The sequence below is a fragment of the Aquibacillus salsiterrae genome (assembly GCF_028416595.1).
Lineage (GTDB): Bacteria > Bacillota > Bacilli > Bacillales > Amphibacillaceae > Aquibacillus_A > Aquibacillus_A salsiterrae.
The window spans coordinates 1-22,433 of sequence record NZ_JAMQKC010000017.1 but is presented as its reverse complement, the minus strand read 5'-3'; the positions used below and the strand labels follow the sequence as shown (position 1 = coordinate 22,433).

The 22,433-nt window shown below is 36.6% G+C and carries 23 protein-coding genes; 17 read left to right on the top strand and 6 right to left on the bottom strand.

The annotated features are described in order from the left end of the window. The first annotated feature begins 418 nt into the window (after window positions 1-418). The 3 genes from selB (at window position 419) to selA (ending at window position 4,166) form a co-directional block, all read left to right on the top strand. Window positions 419-2,299: a selenocysteine-specific translation elongation factor gene (gene selB, locus NC799_RS13875; RefSeq protein ID WP_272447042.1), complete on the top strand. Its 1,881-nt coding sequence runs from the start codon at window positions 419-421 to the stop codon at window positions 2,297-2,299. A 109-nt stretch (window positions 2,300-2,408) separates the two neighbouring features. After that, on the top strand, window positions 2,409-2,633 hold the full coding sequence (locus NC799_RS18445; RefSeq protein ID WP_417006688.1) for an Rdx family protein: 225 nt from the start codon (window positions 2,409-2,411) through the stop codon (window positions 2,631-2,633). 105 nt (window positions 2,634-2,738) lie between these two features. After that, on the top strand, window positions 2,739-4,166 hold the full coding sequence (gene selA / locus NC799_RS13870; RefSeq protein WP_272447041.1) for an L-seryl-tRNA(Sec) selenium transferase: 1,428 nt from the start codon (window positions 2,739-2,741) through the stop codon (window positions 4,164-4,166). A gap of 2 nt (window positions 4,167-4,168) precedes the next feature. Here selA and NC799_RS13865 read toward each other — a convergent pair whose 3' ends face one another. Further along, window positions 4,169-4,324, bottom strand: a complete 156-nt coding sequence (locus tag NC799_RS13865; RefSeq protein WP_272447040.1) for a hypothetical protein — start codon at window positions 4,322-4,324, stop codon at window positions 4,169-4,171. Window positions 4,325-4,925: 601 nt separating this feature from the next. Between NC799_RS13865 and NC799_RS13860 the strand changes: the two genes are divergently transcribed. The 3 genes from NC799_RS13860 (at window position 4,926) to NC799_RS13850 (ending at window position 10,233) form a co-directional block, all read left to right on the top strand. Beyond that, window positions 4,926-7,100, top strand: coding sequence for a DNA topoisomerase (locus NC799_RS13860; protein WP_272447039.1), 2,175 nt, complete (start codon window positions 4,926-4,928; stop codon window positions 7,098-7,100). 69 nt (window positions 7,101-7,169) lie between these two features. Beyond that, window positions 7,170-9,092, top strand: coding sequence for an EAL domain-containing protein (locus tag NC799_RS13855; protein ID WP_272447038.1), 1,923 nt, complete (start codon window positions 7,170-7,172; stop codon window positions 9,090-9,092). A 106-nt stretch (window positions 9,093-9,198) separates the two neighbouring features. Further along, the gene (locus NC799_RS13850; RefSeq protein WP_272447037.1) at window positions 9,199-10,233 is read left to right on the top strand and encodes an anthranilate phosphoribosyltransferase; all 1,035 of its coding nucleotides are present in this window, start codon (window positions 9,199-9,201) and stop codon (window positions 10,231-10,233) included. 239 nt (window positions 10,234-10,472) lie between these two features. Here NC799_RS13850 and NC799_RS13845 read toward each other — a convergent pair whose 3' ends face one another. Next, entirely contained in the window at window positions 10,473-11,090 is a 618-nt protein-coding gene (locus NC799_RS13845; RefSeq protein ID WP_272447036.1) for an NAD(P)-binding protein, read from the bottom strand. Window positions 11,091-11,153: 63 nt separating this feature from the next. Continuing rightward, window positions 11,154-11,486, bottom strand: coding sequence for a hypothetical protein (locus tag NC799_RS13840; protein WP_272447035.1), 333 nt, complete (start codon window positions 11,484-11,486; stop codon window positions 11,154-11,156). Between the two features lie 226 nt (window positions 11,487-11,712). Here NC799_RS13840 and NC799_RS13835 point away from each other — a divergent pair, with 226 nt between their 5' ends. The 4 genes from NC799_RS13835 (at window position 11,713) to NC799_RS13820 (ending at window position 15,894) form a co-directional block, all read left to right on the top strand. Beyond that, window positions 11,713-12,684 (top strand): AAA family ATPase, encoded by a 972-nt coding sequence (locus NC799_RS13835; RefSeq protein WP_272447034.1) that lies wholly within the window; start codon window positions 11,713-11,715, stop codon window positions 12,682-12,684. Continuing rightward, window positions 12,681-13,808 carry a DUF58 domain-containing protein gene (locus NC799_RS13830; protein ID WP_272447033.1) on the top strand — a complete coding sequence of 376 codons (1,128 nt, stop codon included), beginning with the start codon at window positions 12,681-12,683 and terminating at the stop codon, window positions 13,806-13,808. The genes NC799_RS13835 and NC799_RS13830 overlap by 4 nt, the downstream gene beginning before the upstream one ends. Next, entirely contained in the window at window positions 13,801-15,108 is a 1,308-nt protein-coding gene (locus NC799_RS13825) for a hypothetical protein (RefSeq protein WP_272447032.1), read from the top strand. The genes NC799_RS13830 and NC799_RS13825 overlap by 8 nt, the downstream gene beginning before the upstream one ends. A gap of 180 nt (window positions 15,109-15,288) precedes the next feature. Beyond that, entirely contained in the window at window positions 15,289-15,894 is a 606-nt protein-coding gene (locus tag NC799_RS13820) for an alpha/beta hydrolase (RefSeq protein WP_272447031.1), read from the top strand. 232 nt (window positions 15,895-16,126) lie between these two features. On the opposite strand, the gene NC799_RS13815 is transcribed toward NC799_RS13820, so the two are convergent. The 3 genes from NC799_RS13815 to yjcZ are packed head-to-tail and all read right to left on the bottom strand — an operon-like array spanning window position 16,127 to window position 16,663. Beyond that, a complete protein-coding gene (locus NC799_RS13815) occupies window positions 16,127-16,231 on the bottom strand; it encodes a YjcZ family sporulation protein (protein WP_334313866.1) in 105 nt (34 codons plus the stop codon). 54 nt (window positions 16,232-16,285) lie between these two features. Beyond that, window positions 16,286-16,399 carry a YjcZ family sporulation protein gene (locus NC799_RS13810; protein ID WP_272447030.1) on the bottom strand — a complete coding sequence of 38 codons (114 nt, stop codon included), beginning with the start codon at window positions 16,397-16,399 and terminating at the stop codon, window positions 16,286-16,288. A gap of 60 nt (window positions 16,400-16,459) precedes the next feature. After that, window positions 16,460-16,663, bottom strand: coding sequence for a sporulation protein YjcZ (gene yjcZ / locus NC799_RS13805; protein WP_272447029.1), 204 nt, complete (start codon window positions 16,661-16,663; stop codon window positions 16,460-16,462). 565 nt (window positions 16,664-17,228) lie between these two features. Between yjcZ and NC799_RS13800 the strand changes: the two genes are divergently transcribed. From NC799_RS13800 to NC799_RS13770, 7 genes are all read left to right on the top strand, one after another. Next, window positions 17,229-17,471, top strand: a complete 243-nt coding sequence (locus NC799_RS13800) for a stage VI sporulation protein F (protein ID WP_272447028.1) — start codon at window positions 17,229-17,231, stop codon at window positions 17,469-17,471. Window positions 17,472-17,648: 177 nt separating this feature from the next. Further along, complete coding sequence (locus NC799_RS13795) at window positions 17,649-17,882, top strand: YppG family protein (RefSeq protein ID WP_272447027.1); 234 nt, start codon at window positions 17,649-17,651, stop codon at window positions 17,880-17,882. 169 nt (window positions 17,883-18,051) lie between these two features. Further along, window positions 18,052-18,288, top strand: coding sequence for a stage VI sporulation protein F (locus NC799_RS13790; protein WP_272447026.1), 237 nt, complete (start codon window positions 18,052-18,054; stop codon window positions 18,286-18,288). 321 nt (window positions 18,289-18,609) lie between these two features. Beyond that, the gene (locus tag NC799_RS13785; protein WP_272447025.1) at window positions 18,610-20,535 is read left to right on the top strand and encodes an ATP-dependent DNA helicase; all 1,926 of its coding nucleotides are present in this window, start codon (window positions 18,610-18,612) and stop codon (window positions 20,533-20,535) included. A 100-nt stretch (window positions 20,536-20,635) separates the two neighbouring features. Next, window positions 20,636-20,836 (top strand): hypothetical protein, encoded by a 201-nt coding sequence (locus NC799_RS13780; protein WP_272447024.1) that lies wholly within the window; start codon window positions 20,636-20,638, stop codon window positions 20,834-20,836. A gap of 65 nt (window positions 20,837-20,901) precedes the next feature. Continuing rightward, window positions 20,902-21,069 (top strand): hypothetical protein, encoded by a 168-nt coding sequence (locus NC799_RS13775; protein ID WP_272447023.1) that lies wholly within the window; start codon window positions 20,902-20,904, stop codon window positions 21,067-21,069. A 76-nt stretch (window positions 21,070-21,145) separates the two neighbouring features. Beyond that, entirely contained in the window at window positions 21,146-22,189 is a 1,044-nt protein-coding gene (locus NC799_RS13770; protein WP_272447022.1) for a lactonase family protein, read from the top strand. Window positions 22,190-22,433: the final 244 nt, after the last annotated feature.

Below are 22,433 nucleotides of genomic sequence, written 5' to 3'. Positions count from 1 at the left end.
TGATGAGGCCCTCAATTATCGACAGATTTGAGGTCGGATTAATAAAATGTGTTGATGATGGACCTAATTATCAACACATTTGAGTTTAGATTAATAAAATGTGTCGATAGTGACCCTGATTATCGACAGATTTGAATTTAGATTAACAAAATGTGTCGATAGTGACCCTGATTATCGACACATTTGAGGTCGGATTAACAAAATGTGTCGATGAGGCCGGCCCCCAATCACTGATAAGCGACTGCCTGGAGCGAAAATCAACCCTAACAAGTTAGTGTGCATTATATAAAAACTGTGCAGGTGGTAAAACTGATTGATCCAGCAATGGCTTGGCTTTGAATACAAGTCATTTAACTTGAAATTTTTTTGTTAATGCGATTACAGTAAGAGAAAAGGATTCGGAAAGCAGGGATTCAGGATGGACCCACAATATTATACAGTCGGGATGGCAGGTCATATTGATCACGGTAAAACTACCTTAACCAAAGCGTTAACAAATGTTGATACCGACAGACTGAAAGAGGAGAAAGAACGGAACATTTCTATTGAACTTGGTTATGCACCACTACATCAGACGGAAAATAGCCTTATTTCTATTATCGATGTACCAGGACATGAACGGTTTATCAGGCAAATGATTGCCGGAGTTGCTGGGATTGACTTAGTCGTGTTAGTGGTATCGGCTGATGAAGGGGTAATGCCACAAACGAAAGAACATCTAGAAATTTTAGGTTTTCTAGGTGTAACAAATTGTATTGTAGCAGTTACAAAGACGAACTTAGTCGAGGACGATCTACTAGAACTTGCAGGGTTAGATATTAGGGAAGCATTACAAGGTACAAATTTTGCAAAAGCCCCACTTTTCTTTGTAGATAGTATCACTGGAAAAGGAATCACAGATCTAAAAGAACAAATTATCCATTCGCTAGAAAAAGTGGAAAACAGAGACCGGTTTGGTTCGTTTCGTTTACCGATTGATCAAGTTTTTTCCGTCCAAGGAAAAGGAACGATTGTTAGAGGAACAATTTATGAAGGAATGGTAAAAAAAGGTGGTTCGTTGACAATTTTACCAGCAAATATTTCGACTAAAGCAAGAAATATCCAAGTGCATCATGAGGATGTCGAACAGGCATGGGCCGGTCAACGGACAGCTATCAATTTGAGCGGGATTGCGAGAGAAGAAGTGAAGCGCGGAGATGTATTGGTTTCTTCAAATCATTTTGTGACCACAGACACGATTGATGTAGCCTTAACCTTTGTTGATGACCTAAACTATCCTATTAAGCAGCGGTCCTTAGTAAATGTACATGTTGGCACATCAGAAGTAAGAGGGCACATTATCTTTTTTGACCGTAACGAAATGGTTGAAGGGAAGGAAGAAGTACTTTGCCAAATTCGGTTAAAAGAGAATATTGTTGTTCGAAGAGGGGATCGTTTCATCGTGAGACGCCCTACTCCAGTTGAAACTGTTGGAGGTGGATGGGTAATAGACCCAATTGGTGAGAAATATCGATTTGGTGACAAGACAATGGCTATGCTAAAGCAGAAAAAAGAAGGCTCTCCTTTTGATCTAGTTGTAGATGCATTAAGTAAGCATATTATTTTATCAGAAAATGAATTGATAAAAGATACCTCGCTAGACAAAGCCGAAGTACAGGCAATCTTAAAAGAAAGTCCGTTCGTTTTGATATCTAAAAATACATTTACACTTAATGAGCATATCCAAAGGGTCGCTCAAAGAATACAAGGACAGATAAGTGATTATCACAAAGACCATTCGATGCGTTTTGGTATGAATAAAGCAGAGGTTATTCAAACGCTTCGAATCGATTACCCGAAAGACCTAGTAGAATTTACGATTGAGAAACTTGTAAGTGAAGAGAAAGTAGAAAAGGTTGATCAGTTTTTGGCAATTAATGGCTTTATCCCTACACTACCAAAGAAATGGGAGAAACGAATGGAACACTTAATTCAATCACTCAAGGATGACTGGTTACAAGTAAAGAAATGGGAAGATTATTTAAAGAAAAATACCATTCCGTTAGAATTTACTCAAGAGTTAAAAAACTATTTAATTCAGTCTGACCAGGCTTATCCTTTGTCTGATGACCTAATTATCCATCGCTCTTCTTTTAACGAGGCTGTTAACCAGTTGAAACAACAGACGAACGAAACTTTTCAGTTGAAGGATGCAAAAGAAGTTTGGAATTTGTCAAGAAAGTATCTAATCCCTTTGCTTGAGTTAATGGATGAGCTGAAAGTGACTGGTCGTGTAGAAGAGGGGAGAAGATGGTTATAGTCATAAAGTATTTTCAAGTTATTTTTTCCTTTTATAATTAATTCTTATAAATAGTTAGTAATGAAACCTATCGAAAGGGGAAATACTGGCATGAGTCATGAAATTTTGATTGAATTTTGCATGCAGTGAAACTATACACCAAAAGCAGCAAGTTTTGCGGAGCGATTGTTTACACATTTTCGCGCCTGAAATTGCATCCTTAGAGCTTATCCCGAGTTCTGGTGGAGCTTTTGAGATTTCAGTTGATGGTAGAAAGATATACTCTAAGCTTAATACGGGTCAGCATCCCAACATTTCAGCTATTATTAAAGAAATTGAATCGAAATCATCCTGACGAACAACTTGCCATAGGCTTGAACAATAAGGAGCATTTCTAGGAATTGACATGCGCTTCTGTTCGTCTTCTGATAAGGGTGAATTAATCTGGAGTGTGAAAACATTGAAGCATTTATTAAGAGAGATACCACCTGTCCATGAGTTACAAGTAAGTGATAAGTTTCAGCAAGTGATGAAGAAATTTGACCAACCGGCACAAAATATAACAAAGATAATCCAAAACCAAATCAATGCCATTCGTGAAGAATTAATTCAAGAAACACTGTCTAAACAATTGTTCAATAACTATTCTTTGATAGATATAATATGGCAACGTGTGGACGGGCAATTGGCTGATTTTGCTCAAGAAAAAATAACGAATGTTATTAATGCAACTGGGACGGTCTTACATACAAACTTAGGTAGGGCTCGGCTTAGCAATCAAGCGATTGACCATATCGTCAAAGTAGCCAGAGGGTATTCCAATCTTGAATATAATTTAAAAGAAGGAAAACGTGGTTCAAGGCACGATATTATTGAGGGGCTATTGAAAGAAGCGACAGGTGCAGAAGCTGCAATGGTTGTAAATAATAATGCTGCTGCAGTTTACCTTATCCTTCGCGCCCTTGCTAAAGAAAAAGAAGTTATTGTGTCTCGAGGCCAATTAGTCGAAATTGGTGGTTCATTCCGTGTTTCATCGATAATGGAGGAAAGTGGTGCCCACCTAGTCGAAGTTGGAACAACGAACAAAACCCATCTGTATGATTATGAGCAGGCGATTACAGAAGACACACGAATGATTCTTAAAGTCCATACAAGTAACTTTAAGACAATTGGATTCACCGAGTCAGTCGAAACAGATTCACTTGTCTCGTTAGCCAACCAACATCAGCAACTGATCGTGTATGAAGATTTAGGTAGTGGTTCACTCTTTGACTTTAAGTCAGTAAGGATTGGGGATGAACCTGTAGTAAGGGAAATCATCAATTCAGGTGTCGACCTTGTATCTTTTAGTGGAGATAAGCTCTTAGGTGGTCCGCAAGCGGGGATTATTGCCGGGAAAAAGGAATGGATTGCCCAGTTGAAAAAGCATCAACTAGCTCGAGTGCTACGGGTGGATAAGATGACTTTAGCTGGATTAGAAACGACGTTACGGACCTATCTTGCAGGTGGAGCCGAAGAACATTTACCAACTATTCGCGATATCATTAAATCACGTGAGATTATGGAGGACCAAGCAAATCAATTCGTTCACCAGTTAAACCATGACTTACTAGATTTACAAATAGAGGAAAGTTTTTCACAAGTTGGTGGTGGTACAATGCCAGATGTCGAGGTGCCTACTGTACTCGTTACCATTATTAGTAAAGGCATCACCGCTCAACAACTGGCCAATCGTTTACGACAACATGTTCCTCCGATAGTTGTACGCATTAAAGATGATAAAGTTGTGGTCGATTTTCGGACCATTGAACTTAGGGAAATGGAAGATTTGGTCGCAGGTTTTCTTGATGTTGTAACAAAGAATAATGTTACGAATGAAACCACCTAACATTATTCTTCAATTTCTAATTCGAATGCCTCTGGTATGTGTAGCGCCTCGTAGTTACTTAATTTATTTTGTTTAATAAAGGCTACCATTTCTTCATATTCATGGAACCACTCATAACTACTAGCGTTAAATGTTAATAAGTATTCTGGTTCTTTCATCTTACCACCTCTAAAAATTTCTTTTAATTTAGACTAGTTTTCATTAGTATAGTATTGGTAAAATGTATATAGAACAAAAAGTTAGCTATTGGATGTAAGTTTGACTGAGGTGGGAGCATGAGTTATTTGATTGAATCTATGAAACTACCTATTGATAATTTTTTAGGTGTGTTACTTTATGCAGTTGTCATTATGATCATAACAGGATTAGTAGTCGGTTTGTGTCTTCGTTTCATCCCCAACTCTCTACCTTTCGCATGGAAACAAGCGTTAGTAGGATTAGCTGTTACGCTCTCTTTACTAATATGGATTCTAATTGTAATACAATAAAGAGCAAAGAACGATAAGTTCTTTGCTTCCTTACTCTTAAATTCTTCACAGAGTCAAAATTGTCATAAGACAATTCCCCATTCACGTTAGCTACAAGTGTCGCATTTTCTCCAAATGATTTTTTAGGATCAACTAAACAACCTCTTCTAGAAAAAAATTACAAGTGCTGGTTAATGTTACTTAGTTTAGCTCTGAACAAAGCCTAACTAATAGTATGCACTTTCCATTTGCATAAAAGAAACAAATTTTAAGGAACGGAGCAAAATCCCTAATGAAACTTATTTTGGCTGAAAAACCATCTGTAGCAAAAAACATTGCAGATGCATTAAAGGTAAAACAAAAGAAAGACGGTTATTTTGAAGGAAATAATTTCATTGTTACTTGGGCATTTGGACATTTGTTGCAGCTATATGATGCAAAAGACTACGATGCAAAGCTGTCTCGCTGGAACATGAATTATTTTCCATTTATCCCCAATGAATTCCGTTATAAAGTGAAAGAAGCTTCAAACAAGAAAGGACAACGTGATAGCGGAGCATTGAAACAACTACAAATCATCCGCACCCTAATGAAAAGAGCAGATGTTGATACAATAATTTCAGCGTGTGATTATGACAGGGAAGGACAAATCATTGGAGATTGTATTATCGACTATATAGCTCCTCCAAAAAAGATTTGTCGCTTATTATTAAATGAGTGGACGCCTGCAGAAATACATAGAGGGATGGGAAACTTGCTCCAAAACAATCAAATGAAGCCCTTACGCGACGCTGGGATTGCGAGGCAGTGGACAGACTGGATTATTGGGATTAACTTAACTTCTGTAGCTACACTAAAATACCAAAAAGGTAGAGGGAAGGCGTTAAATATTGGGCGTGTTTTATTACCAACCTTAAAGATTATCTATGACCGTGACAAAGAGATCGAAACATTTATTCCAGAAAACTATTATAAATTAATAGCTACTTTTACTACTAAGACAAAGAAAAGCTTTGAGGCCACGTATATAGAGAACAAGCAAGAGAAGTTTACAGATAAAACAGCACTAGAACAAATGATTGCAAACATAACCAATTATCATGGTCATGTTGTAGACATGCAGGTGGAACAGAAAAAAGAATTTCCCCCTTATTTGTTTAATTTGTCAAATCTACAGGGCTACATTACAAGTAGGTATAAAGGTTGGACGTCAGATAAAGTGCTAAAGGTTGCCCAAACGTTATATGAGAAAAAGTGGATTACCTATCCGCGAACAGCAAGTACAGCATTAGATGAGAGTTTAGTTAGCAAAACGGCCAAGGTCCTACAGGCTGTGACGAAAGATTTTCCTTACAAGGATGAAGTTAGATTTAGTAAGTCTAAGCGTATTTTTAATAGTAGTAAGGTGGAAAGCCATAGCGCTATTATACCTACTTATGTTGTACCAAAACGGTTAACACCTGATCAAGAAATTGTTTATTCCGCAATTAAAAATCGTTTTATAAGTCAGTTCATGCCGATTGCAGAGTATGAAGAAACGCAGCTCAAGTTAAAACTATTAGACCAAGTATGTAAAGGGATTTTTTATTGTAAGGGGAGAGTTCAGTTACAAGAGGGCTGGAAAAAAGTAGAACAAATTCAATCAAAAGATTTGATACTCCCAAAACTATCAATTGGTGAACAGGTTGAAGCAACTAATTTACAAGTTACTGACCACGTGACAAAACCACCGAAGTATCACACAGAAAAAACACTATTACGAATAATGGAAACGTGTGGGAAAGGAAAAAAAGATGAAGAAAGTAATGTGGATGAAGAATATCTAGGAAGTGTTCTTTCAGGTTTTAGTATCGGGACACCAGCAACAAGAGCTGAAACGATTAAAAAGTTGAAGGATGTTGGATATATTTCCAATCAACAAAAAAATCTTATTTGTACGGAGACTGGTAAAAGGCTTGTGGAAACATTTCCGGTCACTGAATTATTTAATTTAGATTTCACTGGCCGTCTAGAAAAGTCACTGGCAGACATAGAAAAACGAAAAGCAAATCTAAATGATTTTCTCCAATTTATCAGCTCTTTTACGAATCAAGCCGTCGCCCGAATAAAGGAAGATAAAGACACACTTATTAAAGAAGTAAATAAAAATGTTCCTCCGACGCCAAGAAGGGATCCACTCGGACCGTGTCCATTGTGTGGAAACCAAGTAATCGAGGGGAAGAAAGGTTTTGGATGCAGCAATTGGAAAAGTGGCTGTACATTTGTTGTTTGGAAGAATGATAAATTTTTGGCTACTATGAAGAAGAAAGTGACTAAAACACTTGTCAAATCTTTGTTGAAAAATAAAGTTGCTTTTGTGAAAGGTCTAACTAGTAAAAATGGAAAAAAATTTAATGCCTATTTAACCTATGAACGGAACGAGGAAAAGAATATGTTTAGCTGGAAAATGTCTTTTGAAAAGAACTGAATTTAAACGTGTTCGTTTTAGGGAGATAGTAGTTTACAAAAGAAAGGATAATTCAAGTGGGGGCTAAAGATGAATATTGATCAAAGGTTGGAAAAAGAAACAAAGAGATTAACCAATTTTGCTACAAAATACGTTCCATATTTAGTTATGGTCATGGTAGCCAGTTTACAACAAATTAACCCTAGCCCATTTTTCACGATTAGTTTTATTGTGATAATCTTTTATTGCCTTGTTCAACAAATTCGGATTATTACAAGCAAAAAGAAATTATTGCTAGAAGTAAAAAAACAATGGAGTGACATGAGGACTAGTTTACATCGCTTTCGCTCGTTGTTTAGTAATCATCCAGATGCAGCCTTTATGTTAAATGACAAAGGGGAATGTATCCACGCAAACACAGTTGGAGTTGCCTTATTAAATCAATCACAACAAACATTAATAGGTAACTCCTTCTTTTTACATTTACCTGCAAGTGTGATCCACCATGCAAAACAATCATTTGAAAAGACAAAACAAGGCAAAGCGCAAATCATTGATGTGTCTTATCAAAAGCCAGACTCTTCAATCGTTTATCTCCAGATTACTTATATTCCAATAGTAGAAAAAGAAACAGTTACAGCAGTTTTTTGTATGGCTAAAGACAACACGAAAAATATTGAAAATCAAAAACAAGTAAATTATTTAGCATATCATGATTCATTAACAGGTTTACCTAATCGGAGGGCGCTCGAACAACTAATGGAAGAGGCAGTTACCCGTTCTAACCTCGATGGCAATAAGATTGGGATTCTTTTTTTGGACTTAGATCATTTCAAAGTTATCAATGATACCTTGGGCCATACTTTTGGCGATAAATTGTTGCAGGCTGTAGGCGAAAGGCTAGTCCAATCTCTTTCCCACCAAGCTACCGTTGCAAGGCATGGAGGGGATGAGTTTATCATTTTAATAGATGACATTAACGACGAAAATAGTGTGATTCAACAAGCAGACCTAGTATTATCATCGTTAAACCGACCGTTTATTATTCTCAATCATCACATTACGGTTACTCCAAGTATCGGAATTTCTATTTATCCAGATGATGCAAAAACAACTACTCAATTATTGAAAAATGCAGACCTGGCTATGTACCGTGTTAAATACCATGGGAAAAACCACTACCGAATGTATACCTCATTAAATGCAGAAAAGTCGTTTCGTAAATGGACTATTGAAAAAGATATTTATACTGCTATGAAAGATAAGCAACTCGTTCTCTTTTATCAAGCACAAATAGATAAAATTAGCGGGAGAATCATTGGAATGGAAGCTTTAGTTAGGTGGGATCATCCAGAATTAGGGATTATTCCACCTGGTGAATTTATTTCCATCGCAGAAGCAACTGGTTTGATTTGTGATATTAACGAATGGGTATTGGAATGTGCTTGTTCTCAACAAAAAAGGTGGGAGCAAATGGGCTATGATATCCGAATCTCTGTTAACATTTCCCCACAACAATTCTATCATGAGCGAGATTTAATCCAAGTAGTTAAAAACTTAGTTTCCCTAAAGCGGATACAACCCAAGAGACTAATCATTGAAATAACAGAAACATTAGCTATTAATAACATGAATATAGCAATCGATAAATTGTTGCAATTAAAAGAATTTGGAATAATGATTGCTCTTGACGATTTCGGAACAGGATATTCCTCTTTATCTTATTTAACAAGCCTACCTATAGATGAAATTAAAATCGCTAAAGAGTTTATTCATAGTTTAGATAACGGTGTAGCCAATCAAGCTGTCTTATCTTCGGTGATTAACCTTACAAACGAATTGGGGTTAAGTGTTGTAGTAGAAGGAATCGAGTGTATTCAACAATTAGAAAAATTGACAAATTTGAAGTATCATTTACTTCAAGGCTATTTATTTAGTAAACCATTACCGGAAACAGAAGCGACGCAATTATTAATTGATAAATATAACATCGATTTAATTGATGCCACTTGAGACAATTGGGTAAGCAAGATACTAATGTGATAAGATTAGGATAGTGTAGATGGAAGACGATTCATTGACATACAAAAAAGATAAACGATTGGGAGGGACAAGACAAATGCAGCAATGGCTTAAAGAAGTGGCAAGGGGTAAACGGGGATCAAAGAATCTCTCCTATCAAGAGACAAGGGAAGTAGCAAACTCTATCATTACTGGGGAAGCAACAGATGCACAAATTGCAGCATACTTAGTTGCACTACGGTTAAAGACAGAATCACCCGAAGAATTATTAGCATTTGTTCATATGTTTGAAGAACATACAACGAAAGGTAGTAGTCCTGAGGGGACAATTGATTTTGCAGGACCTTATACTGGCCGTAACTCATTTGCTGCGACCATTCCATCGGCTATTTTATTAGCAAACTATGGCATTCCCACTTTTCTTCATAGTAGTGATACGTTGCCACCAAAATATGGCGTTTCTATTAAGGAAATACTAAGGAATCTAGGTGTTTATGGTAGTACGCAAAAAGAAGATATAGCAACTTCTTTAAATGAGATTGGACAAGCATTTGCTTGGACCGAAGGATATTGTTCTAGTTTAGCGAAATTAAGACCAATAAGAGAACAAATAGGTGTTCGGACGTTATTGAATACCGTTGAAAAGTTATTAAATATTTCCAACTCTAATTCGGTAATGATGGGAGCTTTTCATCGGACTGCTATAGAGAAGATACATCCTATTTTTAAAGATTTAAGTTTTAAAAAAGTTTACATTGTGCAAGGATTAGAAGGTTCAGAAGATTTACCAGTACATCGTAATAGTTTTATCTATTCGTTAACAGGAGATTCTCTTGATTCCTTTATTGTGAAACCAGCTGATTATGGGGTGCTGAACAAAGATTTTGACAAAACGAAAAAGCTTTCGGCGAAGGAACAAAGAAAGATTATCGTATCGATTTTAAGCGGAGAAAAGGTAAGGGAATATGAATATTATTATCAGCAGGTACTTTTTAATACTGGTATTCGATACTATTTGTTTGGGGCAGCACCAACAATTGAAGCAGGCATTGAAATTGCTAAAGATCAACTAGAAAATTTCAACGGCATCAAACAGCTAGAAAAATGGAAAGAAGGTTACACATTGAAATGATTCAGCTTGATAGGTAGAAAATAGCATTCTAATTCCGTGGGTAACTGGTTTTTGTGCAAGAGTAAATTATCCTCTCATATAGAGGATAATTAAACTCGCTTTTCTTGATGTCTAGCTCCGGGCGCCTAGCCCCTAGGGTCATAAGTCAATCCCTTCTGTGGCAAAGAGCGCCACGTCAGGTCTTGTCTTATGCCTGTCGGGCCTAACCAAGGCGCCCTCCGCTTTTCTGTTGGGGTAATCTATTTTTTAAATAATGTGGTAAGCCAATGAAGATGTTTTTGTTGACGCTCTTTGTGAAGGAATTTATCTTCCAACAATTGTTCTAATAATATATCCTTTTCTTGCTTGTTGATGTTGGCTTTCTTAATTAATTGCCTTGCATTGAATAAGAAATCAAGATATAGCTCGTAACGACTGTCATATGTTTTTGCAAGTTCATTTTTTATTTTTTTTGCTAATTTTGGACTTGCTCCATCAGTTGTAATTGAAATGGATAATCTTCCTCGACGAAAATGGGTTGGGAACTGGATGTTGCCAAGGTTAGGGTTGTCAACGACATTAATTAGCGTTTGATTTGGTGTTGCATCAACTACTTGTTTGTTAATGACGGAATCATTTGTGGCAGCCATCACTAGAAAAGCGTCTGTTAAATCTTTAGGCTCGAACTTTTTTTTGTTCCATTTAATTATGTTTTGGTTAACTAATGGCAAAAGTTTATCCGTTATTGTAGGGCTTATAACGGTTATGTCAGCGTGAGCATCAATCAGCTTATTAATTCTTCTTTCAGCTATTTTCCCTCCGCCAACAACTAGTACCTGTTTATTTGATAAGTCAATTGATAGTGGTAAAAAGTTCATGATCGCAAATCCCCTTAACGATGGTTATCTAAGCAGATAATACTACTTAAATAATTGGCCAAACTATTCAGCGTCTTGGACACCTAAATCATTTAATAAACTTTTTAATTCTTCGGCAGCGCGATTAGTTGTTTTGAAATATTCCTCAGAACTACAGTCTTCTTCTAAAATTTGGTACCTATTGATCATCTCATCTAATGTCTTGCGTTGCTCTTCTGTAGAGTTAAGGTAGTAGGGAGCTAATGCAGCACAAAGGACAGTAAAGGCTCCTCTATGTTTCTCAATATAATTTGCGGAAAAAATACCACCCATTCCATTCTTTTCTTTAATATTTAAAGCTCTTCGTGCAGAAAGCTCAAGTTTAATTGAAATTTGTTCGCCAAACAGCTTAATCATCTCCCTTTTTTTATATTATATTAATAGTAAGTGATTAATGGCTAGTACATCAAATTAAATATCCTAGAAATTTTCATAATCCTTATCTAGGATAAACTTAAAAGGACAAAAATCGATTAGAAAAGAGGATTTTAACAATTTACGTCAAATCTATTTAGAAGACTGTTAATAATTTACAAGTATGTTGAATAGGAATTGAAAGCGATAACAAAGAGGGGGATTAAAAGTGGAACTAACCGAAATTCAAACGCTAGCTGAAAAAGTTAGAAAAAACATATCCGAAGTAATTGTAGGAAAAACAGAGGTCATTGATCACTTATTAGTGTCATTAATAGCTTCTGGTCACGTTTTATTAGAAGATGTACCAGGCATGGGGAAAACGTTACTAGCAAAATCAATGGCTAAGTCGTTATCCTGTACATTTAATAGGATTCAATTTACCCCGGACCTATTACCAACAGATATTACCGGGATTAACTTTTTTAGCCAGGTAAAAGGAGAGTTTCAATTTCGACCTGGTCCGGTTTTTTCAAACATTTTGCTCGGAGATGAAATAAACCGGGCAACACCTAGAACGCAATCCAGTTTGCTAGAAAGCATGGAAGAAAAGCAAGTTACGGTAGACGGGGAAACGAGGAAATTAGATCAGCCTTTTATGGTAATTGCTACTCAAAATCCAGTGGAAAATCAGGGGACTTTTCCACTACCAGAGGCACAATTAGATCGATTCTTATTGAAAGTTAAATTAGGCTATCCGACAAAGTCAGAAAGTATCGACATATTGAAGCGGTTTAAAGATAAAGACCCGTTAGAAGAAATAGAAGCAGTAGTTACTAAAGAAGAACTATTAGAAGCCCAACATATTTATCGGAATGTTCATGTCAGCGACGACATCCTAGGATACATTATTGATATTGTTGAACAAACGAGACAAAACGAATCTATTGCATTAGGTGTAAGTCCAAGAGGAAGTCAGGCGCTTTTGAAAGCAGTCCAAGCTTACGCTGCAATCAAAGGGCGTACGTATGTTATCCCAGACGACGTTAAACAGATGGTTAAGGCTGTATTAGGTCATCGAATTCAAGTGAAACAGAGAATGGGTTCTAGAGAAAATCGAATCGATAGCATCCTAGAAGAAATTCTAACCCTTGTTACCGTTCCTGCCGATGATCCGACAAAGGAATGGGTTGCCAAATGAATATCGGTTGGATCATAGTGATAACCATCTGCTTTATCTTCATCCAAAGTAGAATGTATGAGAAATGGGGATTTGCGAACATATATTATAGTCGGTCATTCAACCGTACAGCAGTTTTTGAAGGTGAAGAGATTGAAATGATTGATGAGATCTCAAACCGCAAATTATTACCTCTTCCATGGCTGCGCTTAGAGTCGAAAATGAACGCCAATTTTTTGTTTCAAAACCAAGATGATAAAGGTGCTCAAGTTGAAAATGAGGTATTTCATCGTACAATCTTTAGTTTATTTCCATATCAAAAGATTACTAGAAAACATTTTTTGACCTGTACGAAACGAGGCTATTATCAACTTGACACCGTATCCATGTCAATTGGTGACCCGTTTGGTTTTTCAGAGAAATTCCAAAGCATGGAGGCAAAAACTTCTGTTGCAGTTTATCCAAGGTTAGTGCCTATAGAAGAAATTCCCCTTCCTTCTCATAGTTTTTTAGGTGAGATTTTCGTGAAAAGATGGATTGTTGAGGATCCGTTTGTTAATGCAGGAATCAGAGATTATCAAAATGGTGATTCATTACAGACGATAAATTGGAAGGCAACTGCCAGGGCTGGACGTTTCCAAGTGAACAAAAAGGATTTTACTGCTGATCATCACTTATTAATCTATGTTAATTTTGATCAAACAGAAGATATTTGGCTACCAATTGAAAACCCTGCGTTTATAGAGCGAGCAATTTCTTATGCTGCCTCCATTGCAGAATATTCTCTTCGTAACGGGGTCAGTACTGGTTTTGGGTGTAATGGATACCTTGTACCACCTTACAGTAATCCAACTGATAAAAGGAAAGCATCCGTCCGAATTGAGCCTAGTAACGGTGAAAACCAATTAGAATTTATTTTAGATACGATGGCAAAAATTAGCATGGATCGCAGTCGAAACTTTAATTATTTTCTTCTTGAAGATATAAATAGACAAATCCAAAACCATGATATTTTAATCTTAACATCGAGAAAAACAGAGCAAATGGTTCGACATATTTATGAGTTGGAGGGTCTTGGTAATTCTGTCGAAGTGGTATTGTTGGAGGAAATGGATGTGGAAGAGTTAGGTGAGCGCTATGCGTAATATCTTTAGTCGAACGTTAGAGGCATTGGTAGAGTTTCTTGTCCTTTTCCCAGTAATCTTGATGATAGGTGTACTTTTACAAGAATATCAACTAGTTGTATGGCTCCTACAATTTCCTGTCTTAATGATGACTGGTCTATTGTTTCGTTTATTCATAAAGCAGAAAAAGGAATGGGTATATGTAGCCTTTTCTTTGTTCATGACACTGCTTTCACTATTCTTGTTGTTTTCGTCTATTTTAACTGCCATAGTAGCGTTAGTATTGGGATTCACCTTAACTTACCGTGCTAGTCGGTATGCCGTGTACGATAAAAAGGAACTATTTCCTAGCTCTTATCTTTGGGTGATAGGTTTACCAATATATGTGATTGGATATGTAGTATTTCGGTATAAAGAAGAATTAGTAAATTATTTATCGATTGTTTCTTTTGCAGGGTTTATCCTGTTAATCGTTACTCTACTTAGTGCAAATGACGAACACTTGAAGGCTGCAACGCTCTCAAAGAAGGCAAGGCCGATGTTAACCAAAAACGTGATAAGACAAAACCGATTATTTATAATCATCACCATTGTATTTGCTTTACTGGTAGCTAATTTACAGGCGATTCAGGCATTTATTCAGCAAGCTATCTATCAAACAATCAAAGGAATTGTGTGGTTACTTACATTAAATGGAAATGATGAGTCGCCACCTGAGCAACCACCTAAAGCACAACAACCAGATATTTTGGGAACAGAAAAAGCAGAGCCATCATTAATCGCTGTTTGGTTTGAAAAAATCATGTATGCTGTTGTAGCGGTTGGGTTAATTTGTCTTGCCCTTTTTCTCATCTATATGTTAGCAAAACGATTTCGCCGAATCATAAAAAAGGTGACTAATTGGATAAGCCGATTTGCAAATCAATTGCTAGGACAAAGAAAGGAAGAAGAAGTTGACCAATCTTATATAGATGAGAAAGAAAGCATATTTGATTGGGATACATTTGTTGCGAAACAAAAAGATAAAATTACACGTGCAGTTCGAACCATTTATCATCGAAAACCAACTTGGCAACAACTGAGTACAGAACAAAAAATCCGTTATCTTTATCGAGAGTTGGTAAAAGAACAGGTGAACAATGGATATGTTTATCACCCGTCTCTAACAATTAGAGAAACAATAAGTGAAATTATCAAAATGGTTCCCGGTTATGAAAAAGAATTAAATGTATTAAACGAACTTTATGAGCAAATCAAATATGGAGAAACGGTTAACGAAGAGGTAAATGTGGACCAATTAAAAGTCCTCATTGCTCGTTAATGGTACCAAGACTTGCCCGGAGGATATCTTGGCAGTTGTTTTTTTCAAGGATAAGAAAGAAAAAATTCTTGAGCTCGCCTTAGTTAAATAGGGTTGACAGCTTGAATTTTCAAATACTATAATTACCTTGAATCCAAGATAAAAGTTTAACATCTTATCAGGTGAATAGAAGGAGGAGCTATGAAGCATATTTTTAAAAAAGGTTCAGACCCTGCAAAACCTACGTTGTTATTATTACACGGAACAGGTGGAACGGAGCAAGACTTGCTACCACTAGCAGAAATAATTGATCCAACTGCTTCTATTCTCAGTGTTCGTGGAAATATTTCAGAAAATGGGATGCCCCGTTTTTTTAGAAGGTTAGCTGAAGGCGTGTTTGACGAAGAGGATCTTATCTTTCGGACAAAAGAGTTACATGAATTTTTATCAAAGGCTAGTGAAGAGTATCAATTTAATCAAAACAATATCGTTGCACTAGGTTATTCTAACGGAGCAAATATTGCAGGTAGCCTACTGTTTCACTATAAAGACTCCTTAAAAGGTGCCATTTTACATCACCCAATGGTGCCACGTCGAGGTATTGATTTACCAGATTTAAATAGTGTATCTGTCTTTATATCTGCCGGTCATAACGATCCACTATGTACGGAACAAGAAACAATTGACCTAGAGGGTTTATTGTCATCTAGTGGTGCTGATGTAACAGTACATTGGGAAAACAATGGCCATCAGTTAACGCGTAGCGAAGTAGAAGCAGCTAAAGTTTGGTATGAAAAAACGTACTAACTATACCATTATGGATGTCTAATAAGTAGTGGAAGGCCTTTCCTTTCACAAGAAAGACATGATTACTCTATTTTATTCAACAACACTTTAAACAAACAATCACAACTGTCAGAGGATGGACGATAAAGTCTCCCTCTGACAAATTGTAATGTTGTTATCTCTTTTTAAAGGAAAGGAGTGTTTTCTATAGGCTAATAGAAATTCACTCTGTAATTGTGAGCGGTTGGGTTAATTAATAACCATACCCACCCATTGGATAGTTATTCCCAACAATTACTAATAGGACAAATAACACCACTAACAGAATAAAACCATTGTTGCCACCGAAGTTACTCATGTGAATGACCTCCTTAAAAAATTTTGTTATCAAAGTGACTAAGTGGAAGGGGAATTAGTAGCCCCAACCATAGTCACCACCTGTTGGATAGTTGTTACCTACAATTACTAGTAGGATGAACAATACCACTAATAGAATGAAACCATTATTTCCGCCGAAGTAACTCAAATCAGTCACCCCCCTTTTACTGTGTGAATGATTTGTCTACAATGGGCTAGTAATCTTCTATTAAGAATAGTCCCCACCCATTGGGTAGTTGTTCCCAACAATGACTAGAAGGACAAATAGCACAACTAGTAGGATGAAACCATTGTTACCAAATCCGCCGCCATAGCTATAACCGCCATAACCAGCGCCGCCATAGCCATAACCAGCGCCGCCATAGCCATAACCGCCGCCATAGCCAGCTCCGTATCCGTTAAAGAAACCCATTTAAAGACACCTCCTTTTTGGCTGTTTACTACAGATTATGATGCTATCGTTTATCTGTTTCAGTTACACGCCTACTTGTGATGAAAAAAGGCGCTTTAATTAGACAAGATATTTAATTTGTGATGGTTCAGATTTTTCAAATTAAGATTTACTCTTTGATTTTAGTAGATCGTCTTCTTTACAAGTAATTGTTGTTTGGTTTGATTATTGCTTTATTGCCTTGTGCTTTACTAGTATCCTATGGGAAAAATATGTTACTGGAAGGGCAGATGCCTAAATGTATAATAATAATTCTGTCACTGACCTCCGCATTTAACTGTCTCTATAATAAGGAAAAAAGCAAGGTACCTTAGTTGGTAAAAAAGATTTTATTTTTTTTAAAAGATAAGAAAAAGATCCAAGAGCTGTCTAGCTCCGGGCGCCTACTCTCTTGAGGTCTTAAGCAGGATTTATATAGCAAAGATGGTAATCACTAGGTCATTCACCCAATATGATCCAGTTCTAGTCATCCATCCAACCAATTGCCAAAATTATTCATACAGTAGTAATAAAAGGAGGTTGGAAGATGAGTAACGATATGTTTAAAAATGTAGAGAAAAAGACTGGCGTTGATATCAAAAAAGCTTCTCAACTAGCAAATTCTTTCAAAGGAAAGAATATAAATGATGAAAAAACCGCTCGAGAATTAGTAAAACAAGTTGGAAAACTTGCAGGTAAGAAGGTACCAAAAACTACTGAAGATATGATTGTAAACATGCTAGTTAAAAACAAAGTAAATGAGTCAACGATTAAAAAAATGTTGAAATAATTAGTTTGCAAGTGAGTGTAGAAAGGGTAGGAATTATTACTTTTCTACACTTATTTGTGCACCTTTTAAAAAATGTACTGGACAAAAGTGTACGTACGTCTGCCCTTTTTGTAGTCAACCCAAACACGATGCAAGATTAATTCATAAAATAGCAAAAAAGAAATCAGGAGGTGTTTGATGATGTACCAACCAAGACCACGTCGCCCAATTCCGCCTCATCCAAACTATCCTCGTCCATCGATGGGGCCAGCACCAAAAAAGCCAAATTCAAATATTAAAGGACTTATCTCAAAATTCAGCACAGAAGATGGTTCACTAGATATAGATAAAATAACAACGACTGCCCAACAAGTGAAACAAATCTATGATCAGGTAGGACCATACGTTACAAAGTTTATAAAGAAAAAATAACAAGGCAATCACTCTTATTCGAGGATTGCTTTTTCATACAAGATAAGAATAAGCAAAAAATACAAACGTAGATAACATCAAGCGACAGCTTTAGCGCCTAGCCCCAAGGAACACTTCTAAGAATTGAGATGCGCTTTTCTAAATACTTTTAATAAGGAGGTGGGTAAGGGTGGACCATCACCATCCATTTATTAAAAATATCGAAAAAAAGACCGGTATTGATATGCGACGAATGTTAAAATTAGGTGATACCGTTAAGAAGAGTAATTTACACGATGAGAAACACCTTCGAAAAGTAGTAAAACAAATTGGTGGAATAGCCGGTAAGAGACCCTCAAGACAAACAGAGGATAAGATTGTTTCGTTGATGATGAGACGAAGAATGAGAAATAGAAGATACATGTAGAAGGAGACAGGAGTAAATTTTTCCATTGCTATTGGTAAAGCAACATGGTATATTATAAATCTGCGATGAGCTATTTTGTATAAGTCGAAAATATGCTTTTAAAGCTAAACGTTGAATGTGGTCAACGGTTTTCGCCACAAAAAGGGTAAGGCACCTGTTTTTCAGGTGCCTTTTTATATTGCTCCTAAAAAAAATTTAAATAAAGATGAATAAGTAAAGGATAAACAAGAAGTAGTCAGATGAGGCAAATATCGACAACAACTCTATATTTTCTGATATGATAAGGGAAAACTTTTATATTAAAGGAGAAATTAATAGTACATGACAAATGCATTACCGTTTACAATTTCAAAAACAGAAAACTTTTTCGATCGCCTAGGTGAGTACATTGGCGATGTTTTTTATGACATTTTACCAGAACAAGGATATGAGCTCCGTGATGAACAAATCTTTATGGCTTATCAATTAGAAAAGGCTTTTAAGGATAAAACAACTATATTTGCAGAAGCGGGCGTAGGTACTGGCAAAACGTTCGTCTATTTATTGTATGCAATTTGCTATGCACGATATAAACGGAAACCAGCAATTATTTCCTGTGCGGATGAAACGTTAATCGAACAACTAGTTAAAAAAAATGGTGATATTGAAAAACTGGAAAAAGCATTGGGATTAACCATTGATGTGAGACTTGCTAAGGCTCGGGAGCAATATGTTTGTTTGAAGAAATTAGATCCTCTTGCTAATAAAACTGACGATGAGGATATTATCCGGGTTCATGACCAAATACCAGATTTTGTCTTTGATCAAGGAACATCGATGCAATCTTTTGAACGATATGGTGATCGAAAGGAATACCCTTGGCTATCTGATGAAAAATGGGGAAAAATTGGTTGGGATCCGATACAACAATGTTCTACTTGTGAATGGCGTCACCGAAGTAGTCAAACGTTAAATCGTGACTATTACCGCCATGCAACAGACTTAATCATTTGCTCCCATGACTTTTATATGGAGCACGTTTGGACGAAAGAATCGCGGAAAAGGGAAGGCCAAATGCCGCTATTGCCTGAACCAAGTTGTGTTGTATTCGATGAAGGGCATTTGTTAGAGTTTGCTGCTCAAAAGGGATTAACATATCGGTTTAACGCTTTAGCCTTACATACCATCTTAACGGGGTATATGAGTCAGGATGTTCGTGAAGAATCCTTATACTTGATTGAGGATATCTTAACTGTTAATGAAAATTGGTTTACCCATCTGAGTAAAGCTGCTAAATCGGTAAAGGGTTCCAATCGAAAGGAAATTGCTTACCAAGACCTAGCAATTGACCAAGTAAAACAATTGGAGCGTCTTGTTCATGAGTTGCTTGAGCAGCTTGTGTTTGATTCAGAGTTATTTACAATTGATGCTTATCATATAAAAATTATTGAAGAATATTTGGAGTTTTATTCGTACGGGTTGTCCATCCTGCTAAAAAGTGACCAAGGGATCTTTTGGTTAGAAGAAGACAAGGAACAAACTTCTCTTGTTATTATGCCAAGATTAGTCGAACAGATTTTGAAGGAAGAGGTGTTTAATCAACCAATTCCGTTTATCTTTTCATCGGCAACCTTGTCCCAAGATAAAGATTTCACCTATATCGCTACTAGCTTAGGAATTGAACAATACGAGTCCTTTACTGTTTCATCGCCCTTTGATTATGAGGAAAACATGACCGTTGTAGGGCACATCGAAATGAACCAAGCCGTTAAATTCATGGAAATTAAAGAGGAAATTAAGAATAATAAGGGGCGTTCATTAGTACTATTTGCTTCCAAGGAAGATATGAACCAGTTTAGAGTGTGGGCTTCTAAACAAGATTGGGAAATCGAGCTGATTTATGAGGGAGACCGAGAAATAAGTGAATCCATTAGCTATTTCCAAGCCAATCAGGAAACTACACTTTGCTCTTACAACCTTTGGGAAGGATTGGATGTGCCAGGTGATGCTCTTACGCAAGTCTTAATTACATCACCTCCTTTTCCACCAAATGACCCTGTCTTTAAGGCGAAACGTTCACATGTAAATAACGCGGAAGAAGAGGTGGACATTCCTTATATGTTACTTCGGTTAAGACAAGGGATTGGTCGATTAATAAGAACGGCAAGTGATTCGGGGAGCATTCATTTATGGATGAATAATGAGCAGAAAAATTGTTATTTAGAAGCAATTACCAATGTACTTCCAGTTAAATTGTCTTTTGAATAGTCATTAATAAATTCTTGCCAAACTATCCAAAATGTAACTCCACTATTTTTGTCTTGTTAGGAAAAAGTAGTAGTGTCAGACAATTTAGGGGGTGAACAGGATGGCAAATCAAAAGGGAATGATGGTACCGTTGTTAGCATCTGTAGGGATTGGTGCTGCTGCGTACTATAGTATGACTAGAGGGAAAAGTGTTGGATCAATGGCTCAGGCGTTCATGCCGTTTGTTGGTTCAACAGGTAACCAAGGTCAACAACAAAATCAACAACAAAACCAATTTCAATCACCGTATAGTTCTCAATAAATGTAAGCAGAAGGTAGGCTCTTTTTAAGGGTCTGCCTTTTCTTAAAGATGGGAAGGTATTAAAAATGGACAGTATCGAATTAAAGTGTTGCATCGAAAGTTGTGAGGAATCGTTAACGTATTTAAAAAAAGCAATGAGCTATCTTGAAAACGAATATTCCAAGCAAAAACTAGAACAGGCAGCAAGAGATATTGAAGAATGTATAGAGGCTTGTGAACAATACTTGGATTAATAATAATTCTTCTTCGTTCAAACCCTATATTGTTTGATATAATGAACACAATCTTGAATAGGAGGGGAAAGAGAGAATGGCAAACAACATAATCGGTTACGTAGGTACATATACAAAAGAAGCAAGTCAGGGGGTATACTCGTTTAAACTGGATAAAGAAAAAGGTCAAATCACAGATGTAAAGCTTACTGCAAAACTCAATAATCCTACTTACTTAACAGTCAGTAAAGATAACCAATTTCTTTATGCTGTCGCAAAAGAAGGGGACAAGGGTGGTGTTACCGCTTTTTCCATTGACGACGAAAATGGAGAATTAGCTTTACTAAATAGCGAAGCATCAGAAGGTGCACCACCATGCCATGTCAGTGTGAAAAGTGATAATAGTACTGTATTAACAGCTAATTATCATACAACAAAGGTAGAGTCCTATGTAACTAATGAGGACGGTTCAGTTGTTTTAGCTGATGTTGCTAAACATAATGGTAATGGTCCACATGAAAGACAAGAGAAGCCACATATGCATTTTGCGGGATTTTCTCCAGATGAAAAGTATGCCATTGCCATTGATCTAGGTAGCGACACAATTTCTACTTATACAGTTGACAATGGAAAGCTTTCGTTAGCAAATGAGTTTGTAACAAAACCTGGCAGTGGGCCAAGACACTTAGCGTTTCATCCGAATGGTAAAGTTGCATACGTGATGACGGAGCTTAGCTCAGAGGTACTTGTACTTGAGTTTAATGAGGCTAACGGGAGTTTCCAACAAGTTCAAGCAATTGCTGCTATTCCAACAGATTTTGATGGTGTCAATGATGGTAGTGCGATACATATTTCTCCAGATGGAAAATTTGTCTATGCGGGGAATCGCGGTCATAATAGTATTGCAATTTTTAGTGTATCTGAGGAAAGTAATATTACATTTGTGGATTGGACTTTGACCGAAGGGAATTGGCCACGTGATTTTGCCATAGACCCCTCTGGTGAATTCTTGATCGCTGCAAATCAAAAATCTAATACATTGGTGTTGTTTTCTCGTGATAAAGAGACAGGCAAATTATCGTTACTGCAAAAGGATGTCTACGCACCAGAAGCAGTGTGTGTTAAGTTTCTAAACCAATAACTGATTTATTTATCGAAGGATGAGTAAGTTAAAACAACTTACTCATCCTTTTTTTGACCTTCTGTGGCAAAGACAGCCACGTCCTTATGCCTGCCTTAGTCTAGCACCAAGGAACACTGTAAATGTCAACGATAGAATGTACATTTTTGATTGTTTAAGTATGCACAATTTAGTTAATAAACTAAATCAAAGTTTAGCCTCTAACTGATATGCAACTGAGTGGATCCACTACAAATTGACCATA

Bases quoted from the DNA above. Each gene is read 5' to 3' on its own strand.
- selB (WP_272447042.1), top strand. From the start codon at position 419: ATGGACCCACAATATTATACAGTCGGGATGGCAGGTCATATTGATCAC.
- NC799_RS13865 (WP_272447040.1), bottom strand. From the start codon at position 4,324: ATGAAAGAACCAGAATACTTATTAACATTTAACGCTAGTAGTTATGAG.
- NC799_RS13860 (WP_272447039.1), top strand. From the start codon at position 4,926: ATGAAACTTATTTTGGCTGAAAAACCATCTGTAGCAAAAAACATTGCA.
- NC799_RS13855 (WP_272447038.1), top strand. From the start codon at position 7,170: ATGAATATTGATCAAAGGTTGGAAAAAGAAACAAAGAGATTAACCAAT.
- NC799_RS13850 (WP_272447037.1), top strand. From the start codon at position 9,199: ATGCAGCAATGGCTTAAAGAAGTGGCAAGGGGTAAACGGGGATCAAAG.
- NC799_RS13845 (WP_272447036.1), bottom strand. From the start codon at position 11,090: ATGAACTTTTTACCACTATCAATTGACTTATCAAATAAACAGGTACTA.
- NC799_RS13840 (WP_272447035.1), bottom strand. From the start codon at position 11,486: ATGATTAAGCTGTTTGGCGAACAAATTTCAATTAAACTTGAGCTTTCT.
- NC799_RS13830 (WP_272447033.1), top strand. From the start codon at position 12,681: ATGAATATCGGTTGGATCATAGTGATAACCATCTGCTTTATCTTCATC.
- NC799_RS13825 (WP_272447032.1), top strand. From the start codon at position 13,801: ATGCGTAATATCTTTAGTCGAACGTTAGAGGCATTGGTAGAGTTTCTT.
- NC799_RS13820 (WP_272447031.1), top strand. From the start codon at position 15,289: ATGAAGCATATTTTTAAAAAAGGTTCAGACCCTGCAAAACCTACGTTG.
- NC799_RS13815 (WP_334313866.1), bottom strand. From the start codon at position 16,231: ATGAGTAACTTCGGTGGCAACAATGGTTTTATTCTGTTAGTGGTGTTA.
- yjcZ (WP_272447029.1), bottom strand. From the start codon at position 16,663: ATGGGTTTCTTTAACGGATACGGAGCTGGCTATGGCGGCGGTTATGGC.
- NC799_RS13800 (WP_272447028.1), top strand. From the start codon at position 17,229: ATGAGTAACGATATGTTTAAAAATGTAGAGAAAAAGACTGGCGTTGAT.
- NC799_RS13795 (WP_272447027.1), top strand. From the start codon at position 17,649: ATGATGTACCAACCAAGACCACGTCGCCCAATTCCGCCTCATCCAAAC.
- NC799_RS13785 (WP_272447025.1), top strand. From the start codon at position 18,610: ATGACAAATGCATTACCGTTTACAATTTCAAAAACAGAAAACTTTTTC.
- NC799_RS13780 (WP_272447024.1), top strand. From the start codon at position 20,636: ATGGCAAATCAAAAGGGAATGATGGTACCGTTGTTAGCATCTGTAGGG.
- NC799_RS13775 (WP_272447023.1), top strand. From the start codon at position 20,902: ATGGACAGTATCGAATTAAAGTGTTGCATCGAAAGTTGTGAGGAATCG.
- NC799_RS13770 (WP_272447022.1), top strand. From the start codon at position 21,146: ATGGCAAACAACATAATCGGTTACGTAGGTACATATACAAAAGAAGCA.